The organism is Nonomuraea sp. B208 (assembly GCF_057536035.1).
Genome location: NZ_BAAJOU010000023.1, coordinates 46,395 through 69,467, shown reverse-complemented (window position 1 = coordinate 69,467; position 23,073 = coordinate 46,395). Strand labels below are relative to the sequence as shown.

Here is a 23,073-nt window from a genome sequence, read left to right as displayed (position 1 = left end):
CCTGCGTCACAGGATGGTCAGGCGGCCAGCCAGGACGCGGAAAGCTGGTGCCGGGCCCGGGCCACCCTGGAGCGCACCGTTCCCACCGGGCAGCCGAGCAGTTCGGCGGCCTCGGCGTACCGCAGGCCCACGACCTGGGTCAGCACGAAGGCGCGGCGCCGTTCATGCGGCACCTCGGCCAGCAGTTCGGCCAGCTCCACCGCGTCCTGCGATCCGGGCAGGTCACGTGGCTGGCACCGCTCCACGGCGGCCTGCCAGTCCGCCAGGTCCGCCACCACGGGCCGGGCCCGCGCGGCCCGGAAGCGGTCGACGACCACCCGGCGGGCGATGGACAACAGCCAGGCCCTGGCCGACGATTTCCCGGCGAAGCGCGGCAGGCTGCCCAGGACCCGGACGAACGTCTCCTGGGTCAGGTCGTCGGCCGACTGCACGTCGGTCAGGTAGGCGAGGAAACGGCGTACGTCGGCGTACACCGCCTCGGTGAAGGCCGCGACGTCCGCGGGCGCGCCGTCGCGGGCGGCCAGCGCGAGCGCGGTCAGGCGCCGATCGTCGTCGGCGCGTTCATCGGCGACAACAGGATTCACATCGATCACTCTCTGGTCTGGTGTTTCCGGCATGGAGAACTCCCGTTTCGGGCGTACGACGACCGCCGGGCGGAGCGCATCCGTCCGGTGAAGGGGAGGAACGAGAGGTTCAGCCAGCCGGTGGGGCGCGCCCGCTCAGCGCGTGCTCCAGCACCGCGGAGCGAAGAGGCCCGGGCTCGACGGCGCGGACGACCACCGTCCAGTACGGCGTGCGGTGCGCCCCAGGCAGCAGCACGATGACACGCACCCCGAGGTGCCGCAGCAGCGCCCAGAGCACCGCCTCACCCCGTGCCAGCCAGAGCGCCGTCATCAGGGTCGCCAGACCGTGGGAGACCAGCATCCCCACACCCGGTACGAGCCCGGAGTGCGCGTGCCCGCCGGGCACACCCGGCAGCCCCGGCGGCGCGAACGAGAACAGCAGGTGCAACGCCACCTGCACCCCCGCGAGAAGGAGGAAGACGGCCGGCCCGCCTCGCTCCCGGCCGGTGGCCGGCATGGCCGCGACGAAGGAGACCGCCAGAGCCGCCACCATCATGAGGGCGGTCACCCTGCCGCCCCCGAGCAGGTGGGCGAACGCGGACAGCCCACAGCACACCACGGCGAAGGCCGTGGTGCGCAGCAGGCGGAACATCACTCCAGCGGGCATGACTCCGGCTGTCGTCTCAGGGCGGCGAGCCGGCACCGGCACGGCGGCCGATGCCTCCACCCCGGCGAACGGGCCGGGGCGGGCGTCAGTGCGGGTGCGCGGCCACGGGCGGCCCGCGCCGCAGGATCGCCCGTACGAGCTCAGGCCCGCGATACGTCCCCGCCCCGGCCACGAGCACGACCGCGACCGGCGTCACGAACGGCTCGACCACGCCGGCGAGCAACCGCCGCAGCTTCGGCAGCGGAGCCGTCCCCCACAACCGGACCATCAGCCAGAACGCGCTCTCCCCGCGGTACAGCCACCATCCGCTCATCACCGCGATCACGAGGTGCGCCACGGTCATGGCGGCGCCGGGCGTCCCGGTGTGCGCGTGCCCGGCGGCGGCCACGGTGACGCCGGCGCTCCTGGTGAACAGCTCGTGCAGCAGGATCTGAGCGGCGGCCGTCGCCGCGACGACGGTCTCGGGCCCGCGCTGCCGTCCGTTGAGCACGAAGGCGAGGGCGAAGGCCCCCAGCACGCCGGCGAGCAACGTGGGCACCGCGACCGGAACGCCTCCGGCCAGGACATGACCGCCCGCGGACACGACGACGCACACCGCGGCGAAGACAGCGGCGCGCGCCAGGCGCGAGACCCGTTCGAGGGCGGACACGGCACTCATCCTTCCAGCCCGGCGACCCGGTCGGGAAGGCCGCCCCTAACGCCCCTGGAGGCGCCGCTGCTTCCTGCGTTCCCAGGTGTTGGGGTGCCGGATGACCACGCCGCCCGCGCCGCCGGTGCCGGAGAGGCGGATCAGCGGGGTCCTGGGGAGGCGCTGCGGGGTGGTCTTGTCCTTGAAACCGCCGAGGCCGCCCTCCATGCGGGACGTCTCCGCGGCCCAGCCGTCGGGGATGATGATCGTGACGCCGGCCATCTGGCCCTGCGCCTCGATGTGGACCTCGGGCAGCCGGCATTCGGTCTCGGTGAAGTCGAGCTTGACGGCGCCCATGCCGCCGTACACGGTGATGCGCGGCGGCACGTCCCAGCGTCCCGATCGGGTCAGGCCGTGCATGCCGCCCTTGAGGACCAGCGGTTCCTGGTTCACCGGGACGTCCGGCGGCAGGTCGGCGGTGAGCGGCGCCAGGTCGGCGTACGTCTTGGCGTTCAACGCCTGCTCCAGGCGGGCGTCCAGCTCGCTGAGGTCGAGCCGGCCCTCGGCCGCCGCCGTGTTCAGCCGCTCCACCACCGCTTCACGCTCGTCGTGCGAGACGCGCCACCCATCACGGCCGACTGGTTCCGGAAGCCCATCGTTCATGCCCCAATGATAGGGAGATAGGGGGAAAGCAGCCCGTCCGGGCTCGATGCCGCCGGCCAAAGTGCCGCGGAAAGCGGGCGCATGAATTCATTCCGCTAATTCATGAATTATTTCCGGCGTGCTAGATTCGGGACGCCAAGAATATAAAAAGAGCATGAATTCCTGCCGCTTGGAGAAACATGGAATCGCTGGTCGTCGAGCGGATCGAAGTATTCGTCGTGGAGCTGCCGTCCATCCGGTCGTTCAGCATCTCCGGTGGAAACGTCACGACGGAGGGAAAGCCCGCCGAACGGGTTCTCGTCAAGGTGACGGCCGGCGGGGTGACCGGCTGGGGAGAAGCGACGCCGACCCCGGCCTGGACCTACGAGACCGTGGAGTCGATCTCGACGACGATCGCCCGCTATCTCGCTCCCGCCCTCGTCGGACGCCCCGCGTGGGACCTGGACGGCGCCTGCGCGGTCTACGAGAAGGTGATCAACAGGGGGCTGACGATCGGGTCGCCCATCGCCAAGTCGGCGCTCGACATCGCGCTGCACGACCTGCTCGGCCGGGCGCTCGGCGTCTCCGTCGGCGTGCTGTGGGGCCAGCGCCGCCTCGACCGGATCACGCTCGGCTGGATCGTGGCCGGTCAGACGGCCGACGAGGTGCGGCAGGCGGTCGAGGAGGGGCGGGCGCACGGCTACGGCGCGTACAAGGTCAAGGTGGGCCTGCACGACGAGGCGACGGACCTGTCCGTCGTCGCGGCGGTCAGGGAGGCCGCCCCTGACGCGCCCCTCTGGGTGGACGCGAACCAGGCCTACACGGTGGACGGCGCGCTGCGCATGGCGAGGCGGCTCGCGGACCTGAACGTGTCGGCGTTCGAGCAGCCGCTGCCCGCCAACGACGTCACCGGGCTGCGCCGGCTGCGCGACCACAGCCCGCTGCCGGTGGCGCTGGACGAGAGCCTGCGCCATCCGTCCGACCTGGCCACGTTCGTGAAGCTCGACGCCGTGGACATCGCCATCGCCAAGGTGCAGCGGTCGGGCGGCCTCACGCTCTCCCGCAGGTTGTGCCAGCTCGCCGAGGACGCCGGGCTGCGCATCATGGGGTCGGGGCTGACGGACACCGACCTGGGGTTCGCGGCCTCGCTGCACCTGTTCGCCGCCTTCGGCGTGGACACCCCGGTCGATCTCAACGGCCGCCAGTTCGTGCGCTCGGCGTACGTCGGCGGCGAGACGGTGAAGGTCACGGGCGGGACGGCCCTGGTGCCCACCGGGCCCGGCCTCGGCGTCGAGGTGGACGAGGACGCCGTCCGCGCCCTGTCCACGGCCCACTGGACCATCTGAGACCACGAGCCCGGGGCGGGGAATCCCTCACCCCGGGCTCGCCGGCTCAGCGGAGCCAGTCGTCCAGGTGCGCGGCGACGAAGTCGTCGTCCACCAGCCACGGGTAGGCCGCGCGCACCCGCGCGATCTCCCCCGCCTGCCCCGGCGACAGCCCCTCGTCCGGGTCGAGGCACCACGTGCCGGCCATGAGCCCCTGGCCGCGCAGCACCTCGTGCACCCCGGCGATGCAACCGTGGAAGCCGCCCGCCACGTCGAACACCGCGCCGTTGGCGTCGGTGAGGTCGGCGGCGCGGGCCAGCAGGGACCGCAGGACGTCGTCGTCCCCGGCCCAGGCCCGGCGCACCTCCTCGAACATGAGCACCGCCGCCCGCGTCCACACCGCCCACTGGCCGAGCAGCCCGCCGACGACGCGGCGGCCCGCGACGGGGGTGAGCAGGTCGGCCAGGATGTTGTCGTCGTTGCCGGTGTAGAGCGCGATGTCGTCGCCCCGCCCCGAGGCCGCCACCGCGTTGACCACGTCGACGGTGCGGTACCGGTCGAAGGGCGCCATCTTGATCGCCACCACCGACTCCTGCTCGCTCAGCGACCTCCAGAACGACGGGCTGAGCCGCTGCCCGCCCACCGCCTCCTGGAGGTAGAAGCCGACCACCGGCAGCACCTCGCCCACCGCCCTGGCACGTGCCAGCAGCTCCGGCTCGCCCGCGCCCGGCACCTTCGGCGACAGCAGCACCGCGTGGTAGCCCAGCGAGGCCGCGAGCTCGGCCTCCGCCACGGCCTGCGCGGTGTCGCCGCACGCCCCCGCGACCAGGACGAAGGGCCGCTCGGCCTCCTTGGCCACGACCTCGGCGGCGAGCTCGAGCACCGGCCGCAGCAGACCCGCCTCGCGGATCGCGAACTGCGTCGTGTGCACCGCCACGGCCGCGCCGCCCGCTCCCGAGGCGAGGTAGTAGCGGGTGAGCGCGCGCTGGCGGCGCTCGTCGAACGTGCGGGCGGCGGTCAGCGCCAGGGGGTGGGCGGGGATGACCGCGCCCTCCCGCAGCAGGTCGATCGACATGTCAGAACCTCCCGTCGCGTACCGCGAACTTGGTGGGCTTGCCCGACAGGGGCAGCCCGCGCGACAACCAGCCGGCCTGCCAGCTGATCAGCGTGTCCAGCGGCACGTCCGGGTAGCCGAACAGGCCGTGGCAGACCGAGGCGTCGCTGAGCAGCGCCGTGCCGCTCTCGCTGCCGGCGAAGGACGCCTTGGTCCCCAGCGCGGCCGCCAGCCGGGTCGCCGTGCGCCGGACCGACGCGGTCTCCGGCCCGGTCAGGTTGATCGTGAACGGCTCAGGGGCGCGCGCGTGCCGCAGCGAGCGCAGCGCGACCTCGTTGGCGTAGCCCTGCCACACGACGTTGACGTGCCCGGTGGTGACGTCGACCGGCTCGCCGGCCGCCACCGTGACCGCGAGGTCGGCGAGCACGCCGTAGCGCAGGTCCACCGCGTAGTTGAGGCGCAGGACCGAGACCCGGGTGCCGTACGCGGCGGCGGCGTGCTCGAAGACGCGTTCCCTGCCGAGGCAGCTCATCGCGTACTCGCCGACCGGTTCCGGCCGGTCGTCCTCGGCGCTGCCGCCGGAGGCCACGTCCACCAGCGGGTAGACGTTGCCGGTGGAGAACACCGCGACCGACGAGTCCCGGTAGCGCCGGGCCACGGCGGCCGGCAGCGCCGCGTTGACGGCCCATGCCTGGTAGGGCGCGGCCGACGTGCCGAACTTGGCCCCCACCATGAACACGACGTTCGCCGCGTCGGGCAGCCCGTCGAGGTCGTCGCCGGCGCTCAGGTCGTGGGCGACCACGTCCACGCCCTCCTCCGCCAGCGCCCGGGCCGCGCGGCCGTCGGTCCAGCGGGACACGGCGTACACGCGGGCCGAGCCCCGGCCCGCCGCGTCCAGCGCGCGCCTGGCCAGCCGCACCAGGCTCGGCCCCATCTTGCCGCCCGCGCCGAGCACGACGAGGTCGCCGTCCAGCGCGGCGGCGTCGGCGACCAGCGCGGCCGAGGGGGTGGCCAGCCGGTCGTCGAGCTCCCGTTCAGAGGTGAACACGTGCCGCTCCTTGGTCGTACGGCCGCCGGTACGCCACACCCAGCCGGTCGAGGAGCGGCAGGTGGGCGGTCAGCCGCCGGGTGAAGTCTCCGAGGTCCCGGCCGGAGGACCAGGCCGCCTCGGCGACGGCGCACAGCCGGGGGAAGGCGTTGTAGTCGAAGCGCTCCTTCGTGGGCAGGTACTCGCCCCAGAGCTGCGCCTGCAGACCGAGGACGGCGTCGCCCGCGTCGAAGCCGTACACGGTCTCCAGCGGCAGCGGCCCCGAGATGCTGACCGGCTCGCCGGGGGCGTCGGACTCGGCGTAGTCGAGGTAGGTGTGCGTGTGCGGGGCGGCGACGACGTCGTGGCCCGCCCGCGCGGCCGCCTCGATCCGGTCCACGCCGCGCCACGCCATGATCACCATGTCCTCGGGCGGGTCGTGGTCGAGCATGTCGTCCCAGGCCACGGCGCGGCGGCCGAGCCCGCGCAGGTGGTCGGCGAGCAGCCGGCCCCACCAGCCGAGCAGCGCCTCCGGCCGGTCGAGCCCGGCGCTCGCCACCCGCCGCGCCGCCTCCGGGCTGGTCGCCCAGGCGTCGCCGCGGACCTCGTCCCCGCCGATGTGCACGTACGGGGAGGAGAAGACGTCGCTCAGCTCGTCGAGCACGTCGCGGGCGAACGCGGCGGCGCGGTCGCTCACGTTGAGCACGTGCGAGGAGATGCCCCACGTGGTCCGCACCTCGACGGGCTCCGCGGACGGGTGGCCGAGCCACGGGCAGGCCGCGATGGCGGCCTGCGAGTGCCCGGGGAACTCGATCTCGGGGACCACGGTGACGCCGCGCGCCGCGGCGTACTCCACCAGGTCGCGCAGCTCCCGCTGGGTGTAGAAGCCGCCGTGCGGGGTGCCGTCGGACCTGCCCTCCCGCGCGTGCCCGACCGGGGACTCGGCGCGATGGGCCCCGACCTCGGTCAGGCGCGGGTGCGCGCGCACCTCGAACCGCCAGCCCTGGTCGTCGGTGAGATGCAGGTGCAGGACGTTGAACTTGTGCAGCGCCAGCAGGTCGACGTACGCGCGCAGGAACGACACGGGGCGCCACCAGCGGGCCACGTCGATCATCACGCCGCGCCAGGCGTACCTGGGCACGTCGCGGACGGTGCCGCAGGGCACCCCGCCGGGCGCGTCGAGCTGGCGCAGCGTCTGCACGCCCCAGCCGAGCCCGGCGGCGCCCGCCGCGGCGATCACCGCCCGGTCCGGGGTGACGGTGAGGGTGTAGCCCTCCGCGCCGAGCGACGGGTCGGCCACCAGCTTGAGCGCGACCTCGCCGGGGCCGCCGCCGCGGGTGTCCAGGCCGAGCAGGTCCCGTGCGAGATCGGCGTGCGGGCCGCTCACCCGGGCGCCCGGGCCCAGCGGGAACCGCCCCTGGTCCGGGGCCGCCGATGCGACCAGGGGGATCATCGCCCGAGCACCTTGCGGAAGGCGGTCAGGGCCTCGCCGATCGGCGGCGCGTCGGGATACCAGGCGAGCTCCCATTCCAGCGCGAGGTGGCCGGCGTACCCGATGCGGCCGAGCTCGGCGAGCACGCCGGGCACCCCCACCGCGCCCTGGCCGGGCAGCACCGGCGCCAGGTCGGTGGGCGAGGCCGCGTCCTTGATCTGCACGTGCCGCAGGTACGGCGCCAGCGCGTCCGCGGTCGCGGCGGCGCTCTCGCCCGCCCGCCACGGGTTGACCACGTCCCACAGCGCGCCCACGCGCGGCGAGCCGACCCCGGCCAGCACGCCGGCGATCGCCTCGCCCGTCAGGAACACGTCGTGCGTCTCCAGCAGCACGTCCACGCCGTTGTCGGGCAGCCGTCCGGCCACGTCCGCGAGCCTCCGAGTCGCGGCGGCGGCCGGGTCGTCCTGCCCTTCGACGCCGCCGAAGACCCGCACGTACGGCGAGCCGAGCGCTTCGGCGATCTCGACGTGGCGCAGCACCTCGGCCACCGGGTCGCCGTCCGGCCTGGCCACGCGGGTGTAGGAGCACACGGCGACGATCTCGATCCCGGCGCCGGCGAACGTCCGGGCGATCGAGCGCAGCTCGGCGGCGGGGGTGTCCGGCGCGACGATCTCGCCTTCCGCGCAGCGCAGCTCGACGGCGGCGCAGCCGTACCGGGAGGCGGTTTCGATGACCTCCTCGGCCGGGGCGCCCGGCATGCCGAGCGTGCTGAACGCGAGCGGGTTCATGACTGTCCCTTCACGGTGACGGTGGAGCCCAGGCGGGCGGACTCGTAGACGGCCAGGGCGACGTCGAGGACCGACAGGGCGTACTCGGCGGTGACCTCGGGGGCGGTGCGGGCGGCGCAGGCGCGCGCGAAGTCGGCGAGCTGCGCGGCGAACGCCGTGGCCATCTCGCCGCTGCCGGGCGCGGCGACCTGGGTGGCCACGCCGCCGCGGAAGGACCAGACGCCCTCGCCGCGGCTGATGCGCAGCGCGCCCTCGCCGCACACGATCTCGGCCTCGTCGGTGAACGGCAGGCCGGTCCCGGTGACGGAGATCGTCGAACGGGTGCCGTCGGCGTGCCGGGCCAGGGCGACCGCCTCGGTCTCCACCGACTCGCCGGCGGGCCCGGCGACGTGCGCGGTGACCTCGACGATCGGCGAGCCGACGAGCATCTGCAGCTTGTCGATGCTGTGGGTGCCGACGTTGAGCACGATGCCGCCGCCCGCCATGCCGGCGTCGAGGAACCAGCGGGGACGCGAGGGGTCGCCGTAGTCGGCGGTGCGCCGTTCGGAGGCCACCACGACCTGGCCCAGCTCGCCCGAGGCGAGGAACCCGGCCGCGGCGCGCAGCGTCGGGACGAAGCGCAGGACGTGCCCGACCGCGAACACGACGCCGGCCGCGCGGCACGCCTCGATCATGCGGAGGGCGTCCTCGCGCGTGGTGGCGATCGGCTTCTCGACGAGCACGTGCAGCCCGGCCGCGGCGGCGTCGAGGGTGATCGGGGCGTGCAGCGCGTGCGGGACGGTGATCACGACCGCGTCGAGGCCGCCGGCGTCGATCATCGACCGGTGGTCGGTGAAGACGCGGGCGCCGGCTTCGGCGGCCAGCTTCTCGGCCGCCTCGGCCCGTACGTCGCACACCGCGGTGACCTTCACCTGCCCGGCGCTCTGGCGGGCGGCGGCCACGTGGAACTCCGCGATGGTGCCCGCGCCGATGACGCCCAGGCGCAGCCCGGATGTTGTGGTCACGATTTCCTTTCTGACGGGGAGGGGGCCTGTCAGCCCTTGAGACCCGCGGACATGGTTCCGCGGACGAAGTAACGCTGGGCCAGCACGAACACGATCAGCATCGGCAGCAGGCTCATCATCGCCGCCGCCGTCACGAGCTGGTCGTTGCCGACGAACTGCCCCTTGAGGCTGAGGACGCCGACCGGCAGCGTGTAGTTCTCGGGTGAGGTGAGGTAGATCGTGGGCTCCAGCACGGCCTTCCACGACGTGGTGAAGGTGAAGACCGCGAGCGTGGCCAGGGCGGGCTTGGCCAGCGGGAGGTGGATGCGCCAGAACACCTGCCAGGGGTTGGCCCCGTCGAGGCCCGCCGCCTCCTCGAAGTCCTTGGGGATGCCGAGGAACGTCTGCCGCATCAGGAAGATCCCGATGGGCGTGGCCAGCCAGTACGGCACGATGAGCGGCAGCAGCGAGTCCAGCCAGCCCAGCGAGCGGAACAGCAGGAAGTTCGGGACGATCGTGATGACGGTCGGCAGCATCATGGTGCCGAGCGCCATGGTGAGCAGCGCCTGCTTGCCCGGCAGGCGCATCCTGGCCAGCGCGTGCCCGACCATGGCGCTGGTGAGCACGTTCCCGACGACCGCGAGCACGGCGATCACGACGCTGTTGACCAGGTAGAGCCCGAACGGGGCGCGCCGCCACACCTCCGCGTAGTTGTCCCACTGGACGGGGTCGGGGATCCACACGGGCGGGACCTGGATGTACTGGGCGAAGCTCTTGAGCGAGTTCCCGAGCGCCGCGACGAAGGGCAGCAGCATGACCGCGGCGCCCGCGAGGACCAGGACGTACGAGAGGGTCTTACGCATAGTGCACCCACCTGCGCTGGAGCCGGAACTGCACCAGGGTGAGCGCGAGCACCAGCACGAACAGCACCCACGCGATGGCCGAGGCGTAGCCCATCTGGAAGAACTGGAAACCCTGGCGGTAGAGGTAGAGCACGGTCAGCTCGCTCGCGCCGTGCGGCCCGCCCTCGGTCATCACGAAGACCTGCTCGAACGACTGCAGCGTCTCGATGGAGGTGAGCACCAGCACCAGGAACGTGGTGCCGGAGATGCCCGGCAGCGTGATGTACCGGAACCGGTTCCAGGCCGACGCGCCGTCGATCTTCGCGGCCTCGTAGCGCTCCTCGGGGATGGCCTGCAGGCCCGCCAGGAAGAGCACCATCATGTAGCCGACGCCCTTCCACACCGCGACGGCCGCGAGCGTGGGGATCACCAGCGCGGGGTCCTGCAGCCAGTTCTCGGCGGGCAGCCCGAAGAGGCCGAGCACCTGGTTGGCGATGCCCGTCTGCGGGTTGAAGACCGCGTCGGCGACGTAGGCGACGACGACCCACGAGGAGACGACCGGGACGAAGTAGGCCGCCCGGAACAGGGCCATGCCGCGCAGCCGCTGGTTGAGCGCGATCGCCAGCGCCAGCGCCAGCGCCGTCTGGACGGGCACGAACAGCACCGCGAAGTACGCCGTGTTGCCGAGCGTGCGCCAGAAGACCGGGTCCTCGAAGAGCCGGGTGAAGTTGCCGAACCCGACGAACCTCGGCGGGGACATCAGGTCGTACTCGGTCATGCTGAAGAACAGCGAGGCCAGCAGCGGCCAGGCGGCCAGCGCGACCAGGTGGAGGAGGTAGGGCGAGGCGAACGCGAAGGCCCAGAGCCGCTCCCCCGCGTGCCGCTTCCGCGCGGGCGGCCGCTGGGCGGCGGCCGCCCGCTCGGTACGCCTGGCGAGCAGCGTCACTGCGTCTTCCCGGCGTAGAAGCGGTCGATGACCTCCTGGGCCTCCTTCTGCCCGGACTGGAGGGCGGCGGCGACGGGCGTCGCGCCCGACAGCGCCTCGTTCATGCGCTTGGCCAGCGCCTCGGTGTACTCCGACCACACGGCGTTGGTGCCGAGGTCGGTGGCCGCGTCGAGCGACTCCAGGAAGACCGGGCCGCGGTCGGGGGCCAGGGCCGTGGTGGCGACCTTCTTGTTGATCGGGATCGCCTCGCCGAGCTCGGCCCACTTGCGCTGCGGGCCCTCGCCGGAGAAGAAGGTGATCCACTTCCAGGCCGCGTCGTTCTGCGCCGGGGAGGCGGCCTTGCTCACCACCCACGAGTTCACGATCGCGACGTTGCCGCGACCGGCCGGGCCCTTCGGCAGGGGCGCCACGCCGAAGTCGACGCCGGCGCTCTGCGCGGGCAGCGTGCGGGCGTAGATGCCGTACGACATCGCGACCCGGCCGGTGGCGAACAGCGTGTGCACGACGCCCTTGCCCATGGCCTCGGTGGTGACGTAGTCGGGGGCGAAGCCGTCCTTGCCCATGGCGCGCAGCATCCAGTCGAGCCCGGCCGTGGACTGCGGGCTGTCGATGACGACCTTGCGTCCCCCGTCGGTGACGACGTCGCCGCCGAACGCCTTGACGATGGGCCACCAGCTCTCGGTGAAGCCCGGCGAGTACGCGCGGAAGCCGTAGACGTCGGGCTTGCCGTCGCCGTTGGTGTCCTTGGTCAGCTTCTTGGCCGCCGCGGCGAGGTCGTCGTAGGTCCACTCGGCCGTCGGCTCGGCGACCTTGGCCTCGGCGAACAGCTTCTTGTTGTAGAACAGCACCGGGGTCTGGGCGCCCTGCGGGAAGCCGAAGACCCGGCCCTGGGCGTCGCGGTTCAGCTCGATGCCGGAGTAGTCGGCGGCGTTGACGCTCTTCACCCGGTCGCTCAGGTCGGCGAGCGCGCCCCGGGCGGCGAACTCCTGCACGAGCACGCCGTCCGACAGCCACACCTGCGGCGCCTGGTTGCCGGCGATCTGGGTGCGGAGCCGTTCGAAGAACTTGACGTACGGCGCGACCTCGAGCTGCACCTTGATCGACGGGTTGGCGGCCTCGAACTCCTTGACGAGCTGCCGCATGGTCGTGTCGGCCGGGTCGCCGGCGGCGGCGTAGAAGCCGAGTTTCAGGGTGACGGCGCCGGAGTCGTCGGCCGAGCCGCCGCACGACGTCGTGCCGGCCACGGTGAGGACGGCCACCGCGGCAGCGGCGAGCACGCGCACTCTCATTGGGTCCTCCAAAGGAACGGAGAGGGGGGAGGGGGTGAGGGGGGACGCCCGGCGTCAGGAAGGGACGCGGACCTCGACCAGGCTGCCGGAGGCGGCTCCGCAGGAGGCGCGCACGGCCAGGCGGGGCTGCAGGACGACCCGGCAGACCGGCGCGGCCGGGCCGAGCTCGATCCGGCGCAGCAGCAGCTCGGTCGCCATGCGGCCCACCTCGGCCTTCGGCGGCGAGACCGCGGTCAGCGGCACCTCCGACAGGTCGGCGACCTCGTCGTCGTAGGCCACCACGGCGATGTCGTCGGGCACCGTGAGGCCGACCCTGCGCAGGTAGGGCAGGAGCGCGGTGGCCTCGCGGTCGCCGAGGCACACCACCGCGCGCACCTTCTCGGCGACCAGCGAGTTGGCGTAGGCCAGCATGTCGGGGCCGGTCCAGACGGGCTGCCGGGCCACGGCCTCCGGGATCTCCGGAAGCCCGAGGTCGGCGACGGCCTGCCGGTATCCGGCGAAGACCTGTTCGGAGCTGGCGGTGCCGATCCGGCCGAGGTAGCCGATCCGGACCCGGCCGAGCCCGCTGAGGTGCTGGACGGCCGCGTAGCCGCCGCCGTGCACGTCGGTGCAGACGTAGGAGGTCGGGTCGGCCGGGCGGGGGTCGGCCGGGCGGCGCTCCACCAGGACGTACGGCACGGGCAGCTCGCGCAGGCGGGCCAGGTGGGCGTCGGGGTCGGCTGCGAGGTGCAGGTTGGGCACCAGCAGCAGGCCGGCCACGCCGACGTCGACGAGCTGCTGGATCTGCCCGGCCTCGACGTCGGGGTCGTAGTTGGAGCAGGCCAGCACGAGCCGCACGCCGGCGGCGGAGGCCGCCCGCTCGATGCCCTGGACGACCTGCGGGAAGTAGTAGGTGTTCGACGGGACCAGCGCGCCGATGAGACGCGGCCTGGCCCCCGTGGTGACGGAGCTGGTCACGAAGGTGCCCGACCCCTGCCGGCGCCGGACGAGCCCCTCCTCGACCAGGAGGTCGACGGCGCGGCGGACGGTGTTGACCCCGACCGCGTAGGTCTGCGCCAGCTCGGACTCGGTCGGCAGCCGGGCTCCGACCGGCCAGCGGCCCTGCACGATCTCCTGCCGCAGGCGGGCCGCGAGGGTGCGGAATCGCCGACCCCTTGGGAGGGAATTCATTCCTTCAGGTGGCTCCATGACCGGATTCTTCTTGGCATATCGGAGTAATGTCAACCCTAAATTCACTCCGTTATTCACGTCATATTAGGAATGTATTCACGCTTACCAGCGGGCGGTGACGGCCTTGTCGCGGTCGTAGGCGGCGGCCCAGTAGTGGCCGGGGGCGGTGAGGCGGTGACCGGCGAAGCCGACCTCGCCGGTCGGCAGCTTCAGCGCCTCCGAGGTCGCGGTGGCCCAGCCGTCGGCGTCCGCGGTCACCGTCACGTACCGGCCGGCGGAGAAGGTGAAGCGCCCGCGCACGGTGGCGGCCACCGGCTGCCCGCTCTCCTTGTCCACGACGCGCAGCCGCACCTTGGCCGCGCCCGCCTCCAGCGTCACCGCCATCGACTCCACGACCATGGGACGCAGGTCGGTGGCCGCGGTCGTCACGGTCACCGGATCGGAGGCGGGCCCGCGGCGCCCGGCCACGTCCACGGGCACGATCCGGTACCGGTAGGTGGTGCCGGGCAGCAGGCCGGTGTCGGTGTGGCTGAGCCCGCGCGCCTTCCCCGCGAGCGTGCCGGGGCCGGGGGTGAAGCCGGGTTCGGTCGACCGGTGCACCTCGTAGAAGTCGACCTCGGTGTCGTCGTACGCCCGCCCGTACGTCAGATCGACCGTGGCGTGGTCGAACGCGACCGCCTCCGGCGGCGAGGCCACGCCCGTGGGCGGCCGGGAGTCGGCGGGCGGCTCGGGCCAGCGCGCCGAGGGGCCCCAGACCGTGGGCAGCTCGCGGTAGGAGTCGTAGTGGTGCAGCGCGATCCCGGCGAAGGCCGGGCTGCCCGAGAACGCCTGGCCGACCTTCGCCAGCTCCGCCTCCAGCGCGTCCCTGCCCTCCTCGCGGAAGGTGATGGTGGCCGGGTCGCCGCTCGTCGCGATGTCGAGGGTCTCCACCCCGACGACCACGGAGAGCGGCTTGCCGATCCGCTCGGCGTAGGCCAGCTCGCCGGCCGCCTGGGCGATGATGCCGGCGCTGCCGTCCGCCTGGTCGCGGTAGTCCATGATCGCGATGTAGTCGCTGAGGTCCTGGACGTGCTCGGCCAGGGTGCGGGTGGTCCCGCCGTACGTGATGTCCGTGCAGCAGGCGGAGGTGTCCAGCCAGCGCGGCACGGCGGGGCCGAACAGCAGGGGCTGCCCCGACGCGTCACGCCGCGCGATCATCGCGCGGAGCGTGTCCAGCCACTGGATCTGCAGGTCGGGCTTCGAGCTGGTGAACCACGGCAGGATGTACGGCTCGATGTCGACGTTGATCCCGTCGAACCGCTCGGCCGGTTTCGACGACAGGTTGTAGTCGAGGACGCGCTCCATCTCCCCCACGGCGCGGTCGCGGTAGCGGGAGAGCGTCCCCAGATAGGGCGGGCGCGTCCCGCCGGCCACGGTGGCGTGCACCTTCATGCCCCGGCCGTGCGCCCAGGCCACGAGGTCGCGCAGCTCCGGGCGCGCGTCCTTGATGATGTCCCGCCCCATGTACGTGTCCACGCCCAGGTACATGGTCGAACCGGGCGGGAGGACCGTCTCCAGCAGGCGGCGCGACCCCGGGTTGAGCACCAGGTTGTAGCTGGCCTTCTCCCAGATCCACATCGCCCGGTCCTGCCGGTGCGGCTCCGGGCGGCTCTTCTTCGCCGCGCCGAGGGCGACGTACCGGGTGGCCGACCTGGTGACGTGGCCGCGCGCGTCGGTGGCCTCCGCCTCCAGGCTCGCCATGACGTCGCCGTACCTGGCGGGGTTCACCAGCGTGACGTACCGGCCCGCGGCCCCACTGGCGCGCTGCCAGGGGCCGCCGTTGACGCGGACCCGTACCGAGCGCACGTCCGTCCCGGCGACGCGCACCCGGACGGGCGTGGGCCGGGTGAGGCGCGCCTCGTCGGCCGGCTCGGTGATCTCCACCTCCGGCTTCGCGGCCCGGGGGTTGTCCACGCGCAGGGTGAGCGGCGGCGACCAGGTGCCGTACCGCGTCTGCGCGACCGTCGCCTTCGCGTAGACCTCGATCTCGCCGTCCATCTCGCCGACGTCGAGGTCGTGGGTCCAGGTCCCGGTGTCGTCGGCGTCCGGGTCGCTGACCCTGGCCCGCTCGATGCGCTCCCCGTTCACCACGAGGGACACGTCGTACGCGCCGGTGAAGCGCCCGGCCAGCCGTACGACGCCGGGTCCCGACTCCGAGGAGTCGATGGTCACCGACGGCGGGTCGGCCGCGCGGGCGACGCCCGGGACGGCCCCGACGAGCGGCACGGCGAGCGGCACGGCGAGCACGAGCGCGCCGACGGTTCTCCACAACGCTGCGGGCACGGAAGCCACCTCCTTTGGGAATGAATTGGTGCCGGAAACCGCCTGTTCCCGGCACCCGATTCACGAGATGGCCGAAACGATAGCCCCGAAAGTGTTGGGGAAAAATGGCATGTATTCCGTCCCCGGGGGGACGAGCCCGGTCCGATCGCCTGCCCCGCGACGCGTCCGGCTCCGTACAGCCGGACGCGAAGCGGAGGAGGCCTCAGGAGATGGTGAGCGTGCCGTTCGCGTTACGGGCGCACGTGACGATCGTGCGCGGCGCCGCGGCGACCGCGCCGGCCAGGCACTGGCCGAGGACCGTGTGGCCCGCGGCGTTGGGGTGCCACGACTCCTGGCAGGTCTGGAAGTAGGTGACGCAGGTGTTCGCCGCCCGCTGGATGCCGATCTTGTCCCAGCCGGACAGGCTGGTGATGAACGTGCCGGACGGCCCGTCCTGCACCCGGACCGGCGTGGCGAGCGCACCCGCCGGGCTGCCGGGGTTCTCGCAGAGCCTGGCCCCGTCGAAAGCCCGCTGGACGTCCAGCACGCGCAGGTCGGCGGCCGGGCGTTCGGCTGCCAGCGTGGTGTACGCGTTCCTGACCAGGGAGCCGAGGTTCTGGGAGAACACGTGCCCGGGGGCGAGGCTCGCCCGGTGGATGGGGCACCCGGCGGCGTAGCGCTCGGCGCCGAGGGCGCGGAACTTGTCGCGGGTGTCGTCGCGGCCGTCCTCCTCGTGGTACTGCTGGGCGAGCTCGGGCGGCAGCGGATTGGTGTAGGTCTGCAGGATCACCTGGTGGGCGCCGTCGGCGTCGACCTGGGCGAGGGTGTCGAGGATCTGGCGCAGGGCCGCGGTGGTCTCGGCGGTGGCGGCGGCGACCTCGGCGTCGGTGGCCAGGTCCGCGGCGGTGCAGGGCTTCTGCGGCACCTCGCCCTTCAGATAGGCCCAGAACTCCCACCAGCCCGTCCAGGCGTCGGCGATGAAGCGGTTGGCGCACAGCGTGGCCACGTCGCCGAAGGTGAACTGGGTGTTGTTGGAGCCGAGGCCGACGAGCACGACGTCGATGTCGTGCGTCTGGGCGACGGCGCGCAGCTGGTCGAGCTGCGAGGCGACGGCGCGGCCCTCGGCCCGGGCGCTGGAGGGGGCAGCGATGTCGGCGGGCTGGGCGCCGGAGCACGCGAGGTTGAAGCGTTGCTGGATGCCCGGGAGCGACGCCGTGAACACCGAGGCGTTCGCCGACCGGTGACAGAAGTAGGCGTTGCTGTTGGCCGCCGACCAGCCGGGGAAGGCCTGCGCCGTGCCGGAGGCGTCGACGACGGGCAGGTAGTCCCCCGCGCCCTCCCCGCTGACGAAGCTGTCGCCGAGCACGACGGCGGCGGTGGGCAGAGCCGCCTGCGCCGGCCCGCTCTGCATGACCTGGATGCCCGCCGCGCTCACCAGGAGCATGACTACCGCGGCGGCACGCTGAAGTAACCCCATAACCACCTCATTTCCTACTAAATGCGTACGAAATACGCATGGATGGATCACAACATGCCGCACCGGCGGCGTCAACATGACCGTATTCTTTTCGCAATATTCTGAAAGATTGCGAAGCCAGTTCCACTCACCGAGGAGACTTCGGCCTTGCTCCCGCGCCTTCGGAGCCATGAAAGGTGCCCGCAAGAACTGCAGCGCCATATCTGGATAAATCGTCATATTGTACGCATACCCCGACATTTACCCCGGGTAAGGCTGCAAAGTATTGCACGACCCTTGATCGCCGAGTAACTTCCAGGCAACACCGAGGAAATCCGAACGCGGAGGTTCTGATGGTGCCCCTCCCCCACGGTGATGCCAGAGCGCCGCCGGCACGGCCACGAGCAGCCTCGAAAGCAGAACGGGCCGGGTGTTGGCCCACCCAGCCCGTTGATGGGACCCCATCCTCACGTTTCTGGAGATCCCCGTATGAAACTCTACAAAGCATTCGCCGCCACCGCATTAGCGGCGGCGAGCGGCATCGCCGTGCCCGTGCTGAACCAAGCCCCCGCCCACGCCGCCTCCGGCGTCGGCGTGATCGCCAACCTGTGGAACTGGAACTGGAACTCGGTGGCCAGGGAATGCACCGAAGTGCTCGGCCCGGCCGGGTACGGCGCGGTGCAGGTGTCACCGCCCCAGGACTCGATGACCAAGGGCGGCACGGTCTGGTGGGACATCTACCAGCCCGCCCGCTACGAGCTGACCAGCAAGTTCGGCGACGAGGCCGCGTTCAGGCGCATGGTCGACACCTGCAGAGGCGCCGGCGTGAAGGTCCAGGTGGACACGGTCGTCAACCACATGACCGGCCAGGGCGCCACCAGCTACGGCGGCTACACCTTCAGCAAGTACGACTACCCGGGCCTCTACTCCTCCCAGGACTTCCACCAGCCCACCTGCCAGATCAACCAGGGCGACTACCGCAACGACGCCTGGCGGGTCCAGAACTGCGAGCTGGTGAGCCTGTCGGATCTGAACACCGGGTCCGAGTACGTCCGGGGCAAGATCGCCGGCTACATGAACAAGCTGACCTCGCTCGGCGTGTCCGGCTTCCGCATCGACGCCGCCAAGCACATCAACCCCGGCGACCTGGCCGCCATCAAGGCCAAGCTCGTCGGCTCGCCCTACATCCACCAGGAGGTCATCCAAGGCGACCAGGAGGCCGTCCAGCCGAGCCAGTACACCGGCGTCGGCGACGTCGACGAGTTCGTCTACGGCCGTAAGCTGCGGGAACAGTTCACCGGCCAGATCAAGAACCTCCGCACCTTCGGGGAGAGCTGGGGTCTGTCGGCGCCCAGCGACAAGGCCGTGGTGTTCGTCGACAACCACGACACCGAGCGGGGCGGCTCCACGCTCACCTACAGGAGCGGCGACACGTACAGGCTGGCCAACCTCTTCATGCTCGCCTGGCCGTTCGGCACCCCCCAGGTGTACGCCTCCTACACCTGGAACAACAGCGAGGCGGGCCCGCCCTCGGCGGGCGGCGGATACGTCACCGACGTCAACTGCTCCAACGGCCAGTGGACCTGCTTCGACCGGCAGGTCTCCGGCATGGTGGGCTTCTACAACGCCGTCAAGGGCGCCGGCGTCGCCAACTGGACCGACAACGGGAACAACCTGATCGCCTTCAGCCGCGGCGACAAGGGCTGGGTCGCCATCAACAACGAGGGCGGCGCCGTCACCCAGACCTTCACCACCGGCCTGCCCGCCGGCACGTACCCGAACGTGGCGGGCACCGGCACCGTGACGGTCGACTCCAGCGGCAGGGCGACGGTCACCGTGCCCGCCAAGAGCGCGGTCGCCCTCCACACCGGCTCAACCCCCCAGCCGAACGACAAGCAGGCCACCGTCTACTACAGGACAGGCTGGGCCACGGCCAACATCCACTATGGCATCAACGGCACCTGGACCACCGTGCCAGGAGTGCCGATGGAAACGGCCTGCACCGGCTGGAAGAAGAAGACCATCACCCTCGCCAACGCCACCAGCCTCAAAGCCGCCTTCAACAACGGCTCAGGCACCTGGGACAACAACAACGGCAACGACTACACCCTCAGCACGGGCACCTCCACCGTCAAGGACGGCATCGTCACCGCCAACGCGCCCAACCCCTGCGGGAGCTGATGCCCCGTGCTGCCCCCGTCCCGCCTGTTCCACGACGGGCGGGACGGCGACGGCCCGGGCGCCCGCTCCGCCCTCTGCATCGGCTCCGTCGCGGTAGAGTCCTGGCGGACTTTCTTCGAGGTGGGCGGCACGGGTGAGCAAGGCCAATGAGCTGATCGGCGCGGCGATGGAGGCCCTTGCCGCCGAGGATCAGGCGGCCTTCGACGCCGCCGCCGCCTTCCTGGCCGACCGCGACGACGCCGATCGCGTGCTAGTGGAGGCCATTACCGGAGCGATCTCGACGCTGTGGCGCAACGGCTGGCAGCCGGCCGACGTGGTCAGGGTCGCGGCCAGGCGGCTGACCGACTGGCATGGGCGGGCGGCGGCCGACCTCATCGCCTGGGAGATGCGGGCCTACGCGCCGGCCACCGTGGACGAGCGCTGGCGCGACCAGCTCGCCCGCCTGGAGGCCACGGTGTGGTGGAAGGGCGGCTACCTGGCGGCGCGGCAGGCGCGCGACCGGGCCGGCCGGCTGGTGACCGTCTCCGGCGTGCTGGAACTGCTGGCCTTGCTGACCGGGCTGCCCCGGCTGGAGACGTTGAGCCCGCCGCCCGGGGCCGCCCGCCGTACGGTCCGGGCACGCGCGCACGCGGTCAGTGAGAAGACGCTCACGCGGGTGCGGGCGCTGCTCGCCAAGGCGGAGTCGACCGCGTACGAGGCCGAGGCGGAGACGTTCATGTCGGCGGCGCAGAGCTTGATGGCGAAGTACAGCATCGACGCGGCGATGCTGGACGCGCAGCCGGGCGGCGGTGACGCCCCGGCGGGCATCCGGATCGGCATCGACGCGCCGTACGAGCAGCCCAAGGCCGTGCTGCTCAACCTGGTCGCCGAGGCCAACCGGTGCCGGGTGATCTGGTCGCAGGAGCTGGGGTTCGCCACCGTGATGGGGTTCCGGGCGGATCTGTCCTGGGTGGAGATGCTGTTCACCTCGCTGCTGGTGCAGGCGCAGACCTCGCTGGTGAACTCGGGCACCAAGAAGCACGGCAACGGCCGGTCGCGGAACAAGACGTTCCGCCAGTCGTTCCTGTCGGCGTTCGCCTCCAGAATCGGGGAGCGGCTCGCCGAGGCCACGGCCGACGCGGTCGCACAGGAGAGCGCCAGCCGTGGCACCGACCTGGTGCCGGTGCTGGCGGCCCGCGAGCAGGAGGTGGAGCAGGCGGTCGAGCGCCTGTTCCCGAACCTGGTCTCGCACGCGATCCGCACGTCCTGGGACCGGGAGGGCTGGGCGGCGGGCCGTACCGCCGCCGACCAGGCCAGCCTTGAGGCACGGGAGCGATGACGCGCCGGATGAGGTGATCGTCCAGTGGCGGCCGCCGTCAGGTGCTTCCGGCCGCTGCGTGTCGTCGATATTCGCCCGGCGGCAGAGGCCGGGCCGATGAGCCCTACTTCTGCCACCCGTTGGTGGTCAGGCTCGGGTCGGTGGCCGCGTTCAGCAGCCGCCGGGCCCAACCGTAGGTCATCGGCAGCCAGTTGAAGTCGTGATCCGGTCCGACGATGCCGGCCAGCTCGATCAGCTTCATCATCTCCACCACGGCGGCGAGCGGCTTGGCCACGTGCCACGCGCTGCACATCCGTTCCGGGGCGACAGTGCCGGTCGGGGGCCGTACGGGGAGTCACAGACGCCCCGGCGCCACCAGCGTTGCGGAGCATGTGCTCTGCTAAGCTCCGAGGATGGCCCGGCCGCGCACCCATGATCTCGATCAGTTGCTGGACGTCGCCGAGCGGCTGGTGGCCGACCACGGCCCCGAGCGGTTCACCGTGCGAGGGCTCGCGGCCGCCTCCGGAGTGTCGAACGGAGCCATCTATCACGCGTTCGGCTCCCTGCCCGTGCTGCTCGGGCGGCTGTGGCTGAGGGCCGCGGAAGAGTTCCTCGACCTGCAGACCGAGCTCGCCGACGCCGCGTACGAAGCCGGCGGCCCCGGCGCGGCGACCGAGGCGGTGGTGGCCGCGGCGGGGACGCCCGCGGTGTTCGCCGACCGCCGGCCCGCCGCGGCCCGGATGCTCATCTCGGTACGCCGCGACCAGCTCCTCGGTCCCGAGGTGCCCGAGGAGCTGACCGAGGCGATGTTCGCCCTGGACAAACGGCTGGTGGCGCTGCTGATCCGCCTGTCGCAGGGGCTCTGGGGCCGCGCCGACGGGGCCGGCGTCGAGGTGATCACGGTGTGCGTGGTCGACCTCCCGACGGCGCTGTTCCGCCGTACCCTGACCGCCCCGACCGCCGACGGCAGGCCCGTGATCACGGAGGACTGCCGTGAACGCCTGCGCGCCGCGGTCCGCGCGGTCCTCACCCTCCCCCCTCCTCCGCCGAAGACGCGGCCGGCCCCGGCGAAGCCGTCACCGCCCCGCTGAACCAGGCGGGTACGGCCGGCGGTCGCGCCGGCGGGCCGCGCTCAGGCGGTACAGCACATGGCGGCGGAGCCGGTGACCGGGCGGCAGGACCGGATGGTCGAAGTCGCCGGCGGTGTCGTGGATCATGCCGAGGCGTTCCATGACGGCGCTGGAGCGCGTGTTGACCGTCGCGGTGAAGGAGACCACCTCCTCCAGGCCGAGCCGGTCGAAGGCGAAGTCGAGCGCGGCGGTGGCGGCTTCGGTGGCGTACCCGTGACCCCAGGCCCGGCGGCTCAGCCGCCAGGCGATCTCGACGGCCGGCAGGAACGGCGCCTCGAACGCGGGCCGGTGCAGCCCGGTGAAGCCGATGAACTCGCCGGTCTCCTGGAGCTCCAGCGCCCAGCGTCCCCAGCCCTGACTGGCGATCGCGTCGTCACTGGCGGCCGCGAACGCGTCGCTCTCGGCGCCGCTGAGCGTGGCGGGGAAGTGTTCCATGACGGACGGGTCGGCGTTGAGCGTGGCGAAGGGCTCCAGGTCGGAGGGGCGCCAGGGGCGCAGCAGCAGCCGCTCGGTGCGCAGCTCGGCCGGCGGCAGGAGGGTGGGAAGGTTCACCGGGACAGATCCTCCGTCTCAGGGGAGAAGGGGCCGTGCAGCGCGGCCCACTGCAGCAGCATGATGGTCTTGGCGTCGGCGATGCCGCCGTCGCGGACGAGGCGGAGCGCATGGTCGAAGCCGAGCTCGACGACCTCGATGTCCTCGCCCTCCTCGGCGATCCCGCCGCCGCGCGAGGCGCGGGTGGTGGAGTCGTAGGGGGCGGCGTAGAAGTGCAGGCGTTCGGTGACCGAGCCGGGGCTCATGTAGACGGTGAAGACGTGCTCGACCTCGCCGATCGCGTGGCCGGTCTCCTCCGCGGCCTCGCGGCGGATGGCCTCCTCCGGGCTCTCGCCGTCGAGCAGTCCGGCGGCGGTCTCCAGCAGCATTCCGTCGGCGTGCCCGTTGACGTAGGCGGGGTAGCGGAACTGGCGAGTCAGCAGGACGGTACGGCGGGCGACGTCGTACAGCAGGACCGTCGCGCCGTTGCCGCGGTCGTAGGTCTCCCGTTCCTGCGTGCTCCAGCGGCCGTCGGCGTGCCGGTAGTCGAAGGTGGTGGTGCGCAGCACGTACCAGTTGCAGGACAGCAGCCGCACGTCGCGCACCCGGACCCGGGGGTTGCCGGTGAGGTCGCGTCCCACCTGGTCCAGGCCGGTGCGACCGCGCCGGTCCGGTGTGTCGAGTCCCGCGGTCACGATGCCGTGCCGGCGGGGCCGCGCCGAGGACGGGCAGGGCCGTCTCCCGACCGGCGAGGGCTTGCGATAGGAATCATCACGTGGCGGAACTATAATGGGAAAAAGTCGGAACGAGCAAGGAGAAAC

Annotated in this window: 22 protein-coding genes; 4 read left to right on the top strand and 18 right to left on the bottom strand. The window is 72.2% G+C overall.

The annotated features are described in order from the left end of the window. Positions 1 to 17: 17 nt before the first annotated feature. From AC27IY_RS24155 to AC27IY_RS24140, 4 genes are all read right to left on the bottom strand, one after another. Positions 18 to 584, bottom strand: coding sequence for a sigma-70 family RNA polymerase sigma factor (locus AC27IY_RS24155; protein ID WP_487179251.1), 567 nt, complete (start codon positions 582 to 584; stop codon positions 18 to 20). Positions 585 to 693: 109 nt separating this feature from the next. Continuing rightward, positions 694 to 1,230: an MFS transporter gene (locus tag AC27IY_RS24150; RefSeq protein ID WP_487179250.1), complete on the bottom strand. Its 537-nt coding sequence runs from the start codon at positions 1,228 to 1,230 to the stop codon at positions 694 to 696. Between the two features lie 85 nt (positions 1,231 to 1,315). After that, entirely contained in the window at positions 1,316 to 1,879 is a 564-nt protein-coding gene (locus tag AC27IY_RS24145; RefSeq protein WP_487179249.1) for a hypothetical protein, read from the bottom strand. Between the two features lie 45 nt (positions 1,880 to 1,924). Beyond that, complete coding sequence (locus AC27IY_RS24140) at positions 1,925 to 2,521, bottom strand: DUF1707 SHOCT-like domain-containing protein (protein WP_344219714.1); 597 nt, start codon at positions 2,519 to 2,521, stop codon at positions 1,925 to 1,927. Between the two features lie 179 nt (positions 2,522 to 2,700). On the opposite strand from AC27IY_RS24140, the gene AC27IY_RS24135 reads away from it, so the two are divergent. Continuing rightward, entirely contained in the window at positions 2,701 to 3,846 is a 1,146-nt protein-coding gene (locus AC27IY_RS24135) for a mandelate racemase/muconate lactonizing enzyme family protein (protein ID WP_487179248.1), read from the top strand. Positions 3,847 to 3,892: 46 nt separating this feature from the next. Here AC27IY_RS24135 and AC27IY_RS24130 read toward each other — a convergent pair whose 3' ends face one another. The 11 genes from AC27IY_RS24130 to AC27IY_RS24080 all read right to left on the bottom strand — a co-directional run bounded on the left by AC27IY_RS24130 (position 3,893) and on the right by AC27IY_RS24080 (position 17,134). After that, positions 3,893 to 4,900 carry a dihydrodipicolinate synthase family protein gene (locus AC27IY_RS24130; protein ID WP_344219718.1) on the bottom strand — a complete coding sequence of 336 codons (1,008 nt, stop codon included), beginning with the start codon at positions 4,898 to 4,900 and terminating at the stop codon, positions 3,893 to 3,895. 1 nt (position 4,901) lies between these two features. Beyond that, positions 4,902 to 5,927 (bottom strand): NAD-dependent epimerase/dehydratase family protein, encoded by a 1,026-nt coding sequence (locus AC27IY_RS24125; protein ID WP_487179247.1) that lies wholly within the window; start codon positions 5,925 to 5,927, stop codon positions 4,902 to 4,904. Continuing rightward, positions 5,914 to 7,359: a beta-N-acetylhexosaminidase gene (locus AC27IY_RS24120; RefSeq protein WP_487179246.1), complete on the bottom strand. Its 1,446-nt coding sequence runs from the start codon at positions 7,357 to 7,359 to the stop codon at positions 5,914 to 5,916. The genes AC27IY_RS24125 and AC27IY_RS24120 overlap by 14 nt, the downstream gene beginning before the upstream one ends. Next, entirely contained in the window at positions 7,356 to 8,126 is a 771-nt protein-coding gene (locus AC27IY_RS24115) for a sugar phosphate isomerase/epimerase family protein (RefSeq protein WP_487179245.1), read from the bottom strand. The genes AC27IY_RS24120 and AC27IY_RS24115 overlap by 4 nt, the downstream gene beginning before the upstream one ends. Beyond that, positions 8,123 to 9,130: a Gfo/Idh/MocA family protein gene (locus tag AC27IY_RS24110; RefSeq protein WP_344219726.1), complete on the bottom strand. Its 1,008-nt coding sequence runs from the start codon at positions 9,128 to 9,130 to the stop codon at positions 8,123 to 8,125. The genes AC27IY_RS24115 and AC27IY_RS24110 overlap by 4 nt, the downstream gene beginning before the upstream one ends. A 29-nt stretch (positions 9,131 to 9,159) precedes the next feature. After that, positions 9,160 to 9,972 (bottom strand): carbohydrate ABC transporter permease, encoded by an 813-nt coding sequence (locus AC27IY_RS24105; RefSeq protein ID WP_344219728.1) that lies wholly within the window; start codon positions 9,970 to 9,972, stop codon positions 9,160 to 9,162. Beyond that, positions 9,965 to 10,897, bottom strand: a complete 933-nt coding sequence (locus AC27IY_RS24100; RefSeq protein ID WP_364458246.1) for a carbohydrate ABC transporter permease — start codon at positions 10,895 to 10,897, stop codon at positions 9,965 to 9,967. Before AC27IY_RS24100 ends, AC27IY_RS24105 begins: the two co-directional genes overlap by 8 nt. Next, entirely contained in the window at positions 10,894 to 12,186 is a 1,293-nt protein-coding gene (locus AC27IY_RS24095) for an extracellular solute-binding protein (RefSeq protein ID WP_487179244.1), read from the bottom strand. The genes AC27IY_RS24100 and AC27IY_RS24095 overlap by 4 nt, the downstream gene beginning before the upstream one ends. A 54-nt stretch (positions 12,187 to 12,240) precedes the next feature. After that, on the bottom strand, positions 12,241 to 13,356 hold the full coding sequence (locus AC27IY_RS24090) for a GntR family transcriptional regulator (protein ID WP_423444712.1): 1,116 nt from the start codon (positions 13,354 to 13,356) through the stop codon (positions 12,241 to 12,243). Between the two features lie 102 nt (positions 13,357 to 13,458). Continuing rightward, positions 13,459 to 15,678: a glycoside hydrolase family 18 protein gene (locus tag AC27IY_RS24085; RefSeq protein WP_487179243.1), complete on the bottom strand. Its 2,220-nt coding sequence runs from the start codon at positions 15,676 to 15,678 to the stop codon at positions 13,459 to 13,461. A 202-nt stretch (positions 15,679 to 15,880) separates the two neighbouring features. Then, positions 15,881 to 17,134, bottom strand: coding sequence for an SGNH/GDSL hydrolase family protein (locus AC27IY_RS24080; protein WP_487179242.1), 1,254 nt, complete (start codon positions 17,132 to 17,134; stop codon positions 15,881 to 15,883). 468 nt (positions 17,135 to 17,602) lie between these two features. On the opposite strand from AC27IY_RS24080, the gene AC27IY_RS24075 reads away from it, so the two are divergent. Both AC27IY_RS24075 and AC27IY_RS24070 read left to right on the top strand, forming a co-directional pair. Then, complete coding sequence (locus AC27IY_RS24075; RefSeq protein ID WP_487179241.1) at positions 17,603 to 19,294, top strand: carbohydrate binding domain-containing protein; 1,692 nt, start codon at positions 17,603 to 17,605, stop codon at positions 19,292 to 19,294. Positions 19,295 to 19,427: 133 nt separating this feature from the next. Continuing rightward, positions 19,428 to 20,612: a DUF2786 domain-containing protein gene (locus tag AC27IY_RS24070; RefSeq protein WP_487179240.1), complete on the top strand. Its 1,185-nt coding sequence runs from the start codon at positions 19,428 to 19,430 to the stop codon at positions 20,610 to 20,612. A 103-nt stretch (positions 20,613 to 20,715) separates the two neighbouring features. Here the strand turns inward: AC27IY_RS24070 and AC27IY_RS24065 are convergent, their stop codons facing one another. Next, complete coding sequence (locus AC27IY_RS24065; protein ID WP_487179239.1) at positions 20,716 to 20,886, bottom strand: hypothetical protein; 171 nt, start codon at positions 20,884 to 20,886, stop codon at positions 20,716 to 20,718. A gap of 118 nt (positions 20,887 to 21,004) precedes the next feature. Here AC27IY_RS24065 and AC27IY_RS24060 point away from each other — a divergent pair, with 118 nt between their 5' ends. Next, a complete protein-coding gene (locus tag AC27IY_RS24060; RefSeq protein WP_487179238.1) occupies positions 21,005 to 21,682 on the top strand; it encodes a TetR/AcrR family transcriptional regulator in 678 nt (225 codons plus the stop codon). On the opposite strand, the gene AC27IY_RS24055 is transcribed toward AC27IY_RS24060, so the two are convergent. Both AC27IY_RS24055 and AC27IY_RS24050 read right to left on the bottom strand, forming a co-directional pair. Continuing rightward, a complete protein-coding gene (locus tag AC27IY_RS24055; RefSeq protein ID WP_487179237.1) occupies positions 21,668 to 22,273 on the bottom strand; it encodes a GNAT family N-acetyltransferase in 606 nt (201 codons plus the stop codon). The two genes, AC27IY_RS24060 and AC27IY_RS24055, sit on opposite strands and share 15 nt — an antisense overlap. Further along, the gene (locus tag AC27IY_RS24050) at positions 22,270 to 22,947 is read right to left on the bottom strand and encodes an NUDIX domain-containing protein (RefSeq protein WP_487179236.1); all 678 of its coding nucleotides are present in this window, start codon (positions 22,945 to 22,947) and stop codon (positions 22,270 to 22,272) included. The genes AC27IY_RS24055 and AC27IY_RS24050 overlap by 4 nt, the downstream gene beginning before the upstream one ends. Between the last annotated feature and the right edge of the window lie 126 nt (positions 22,948 to 23,073).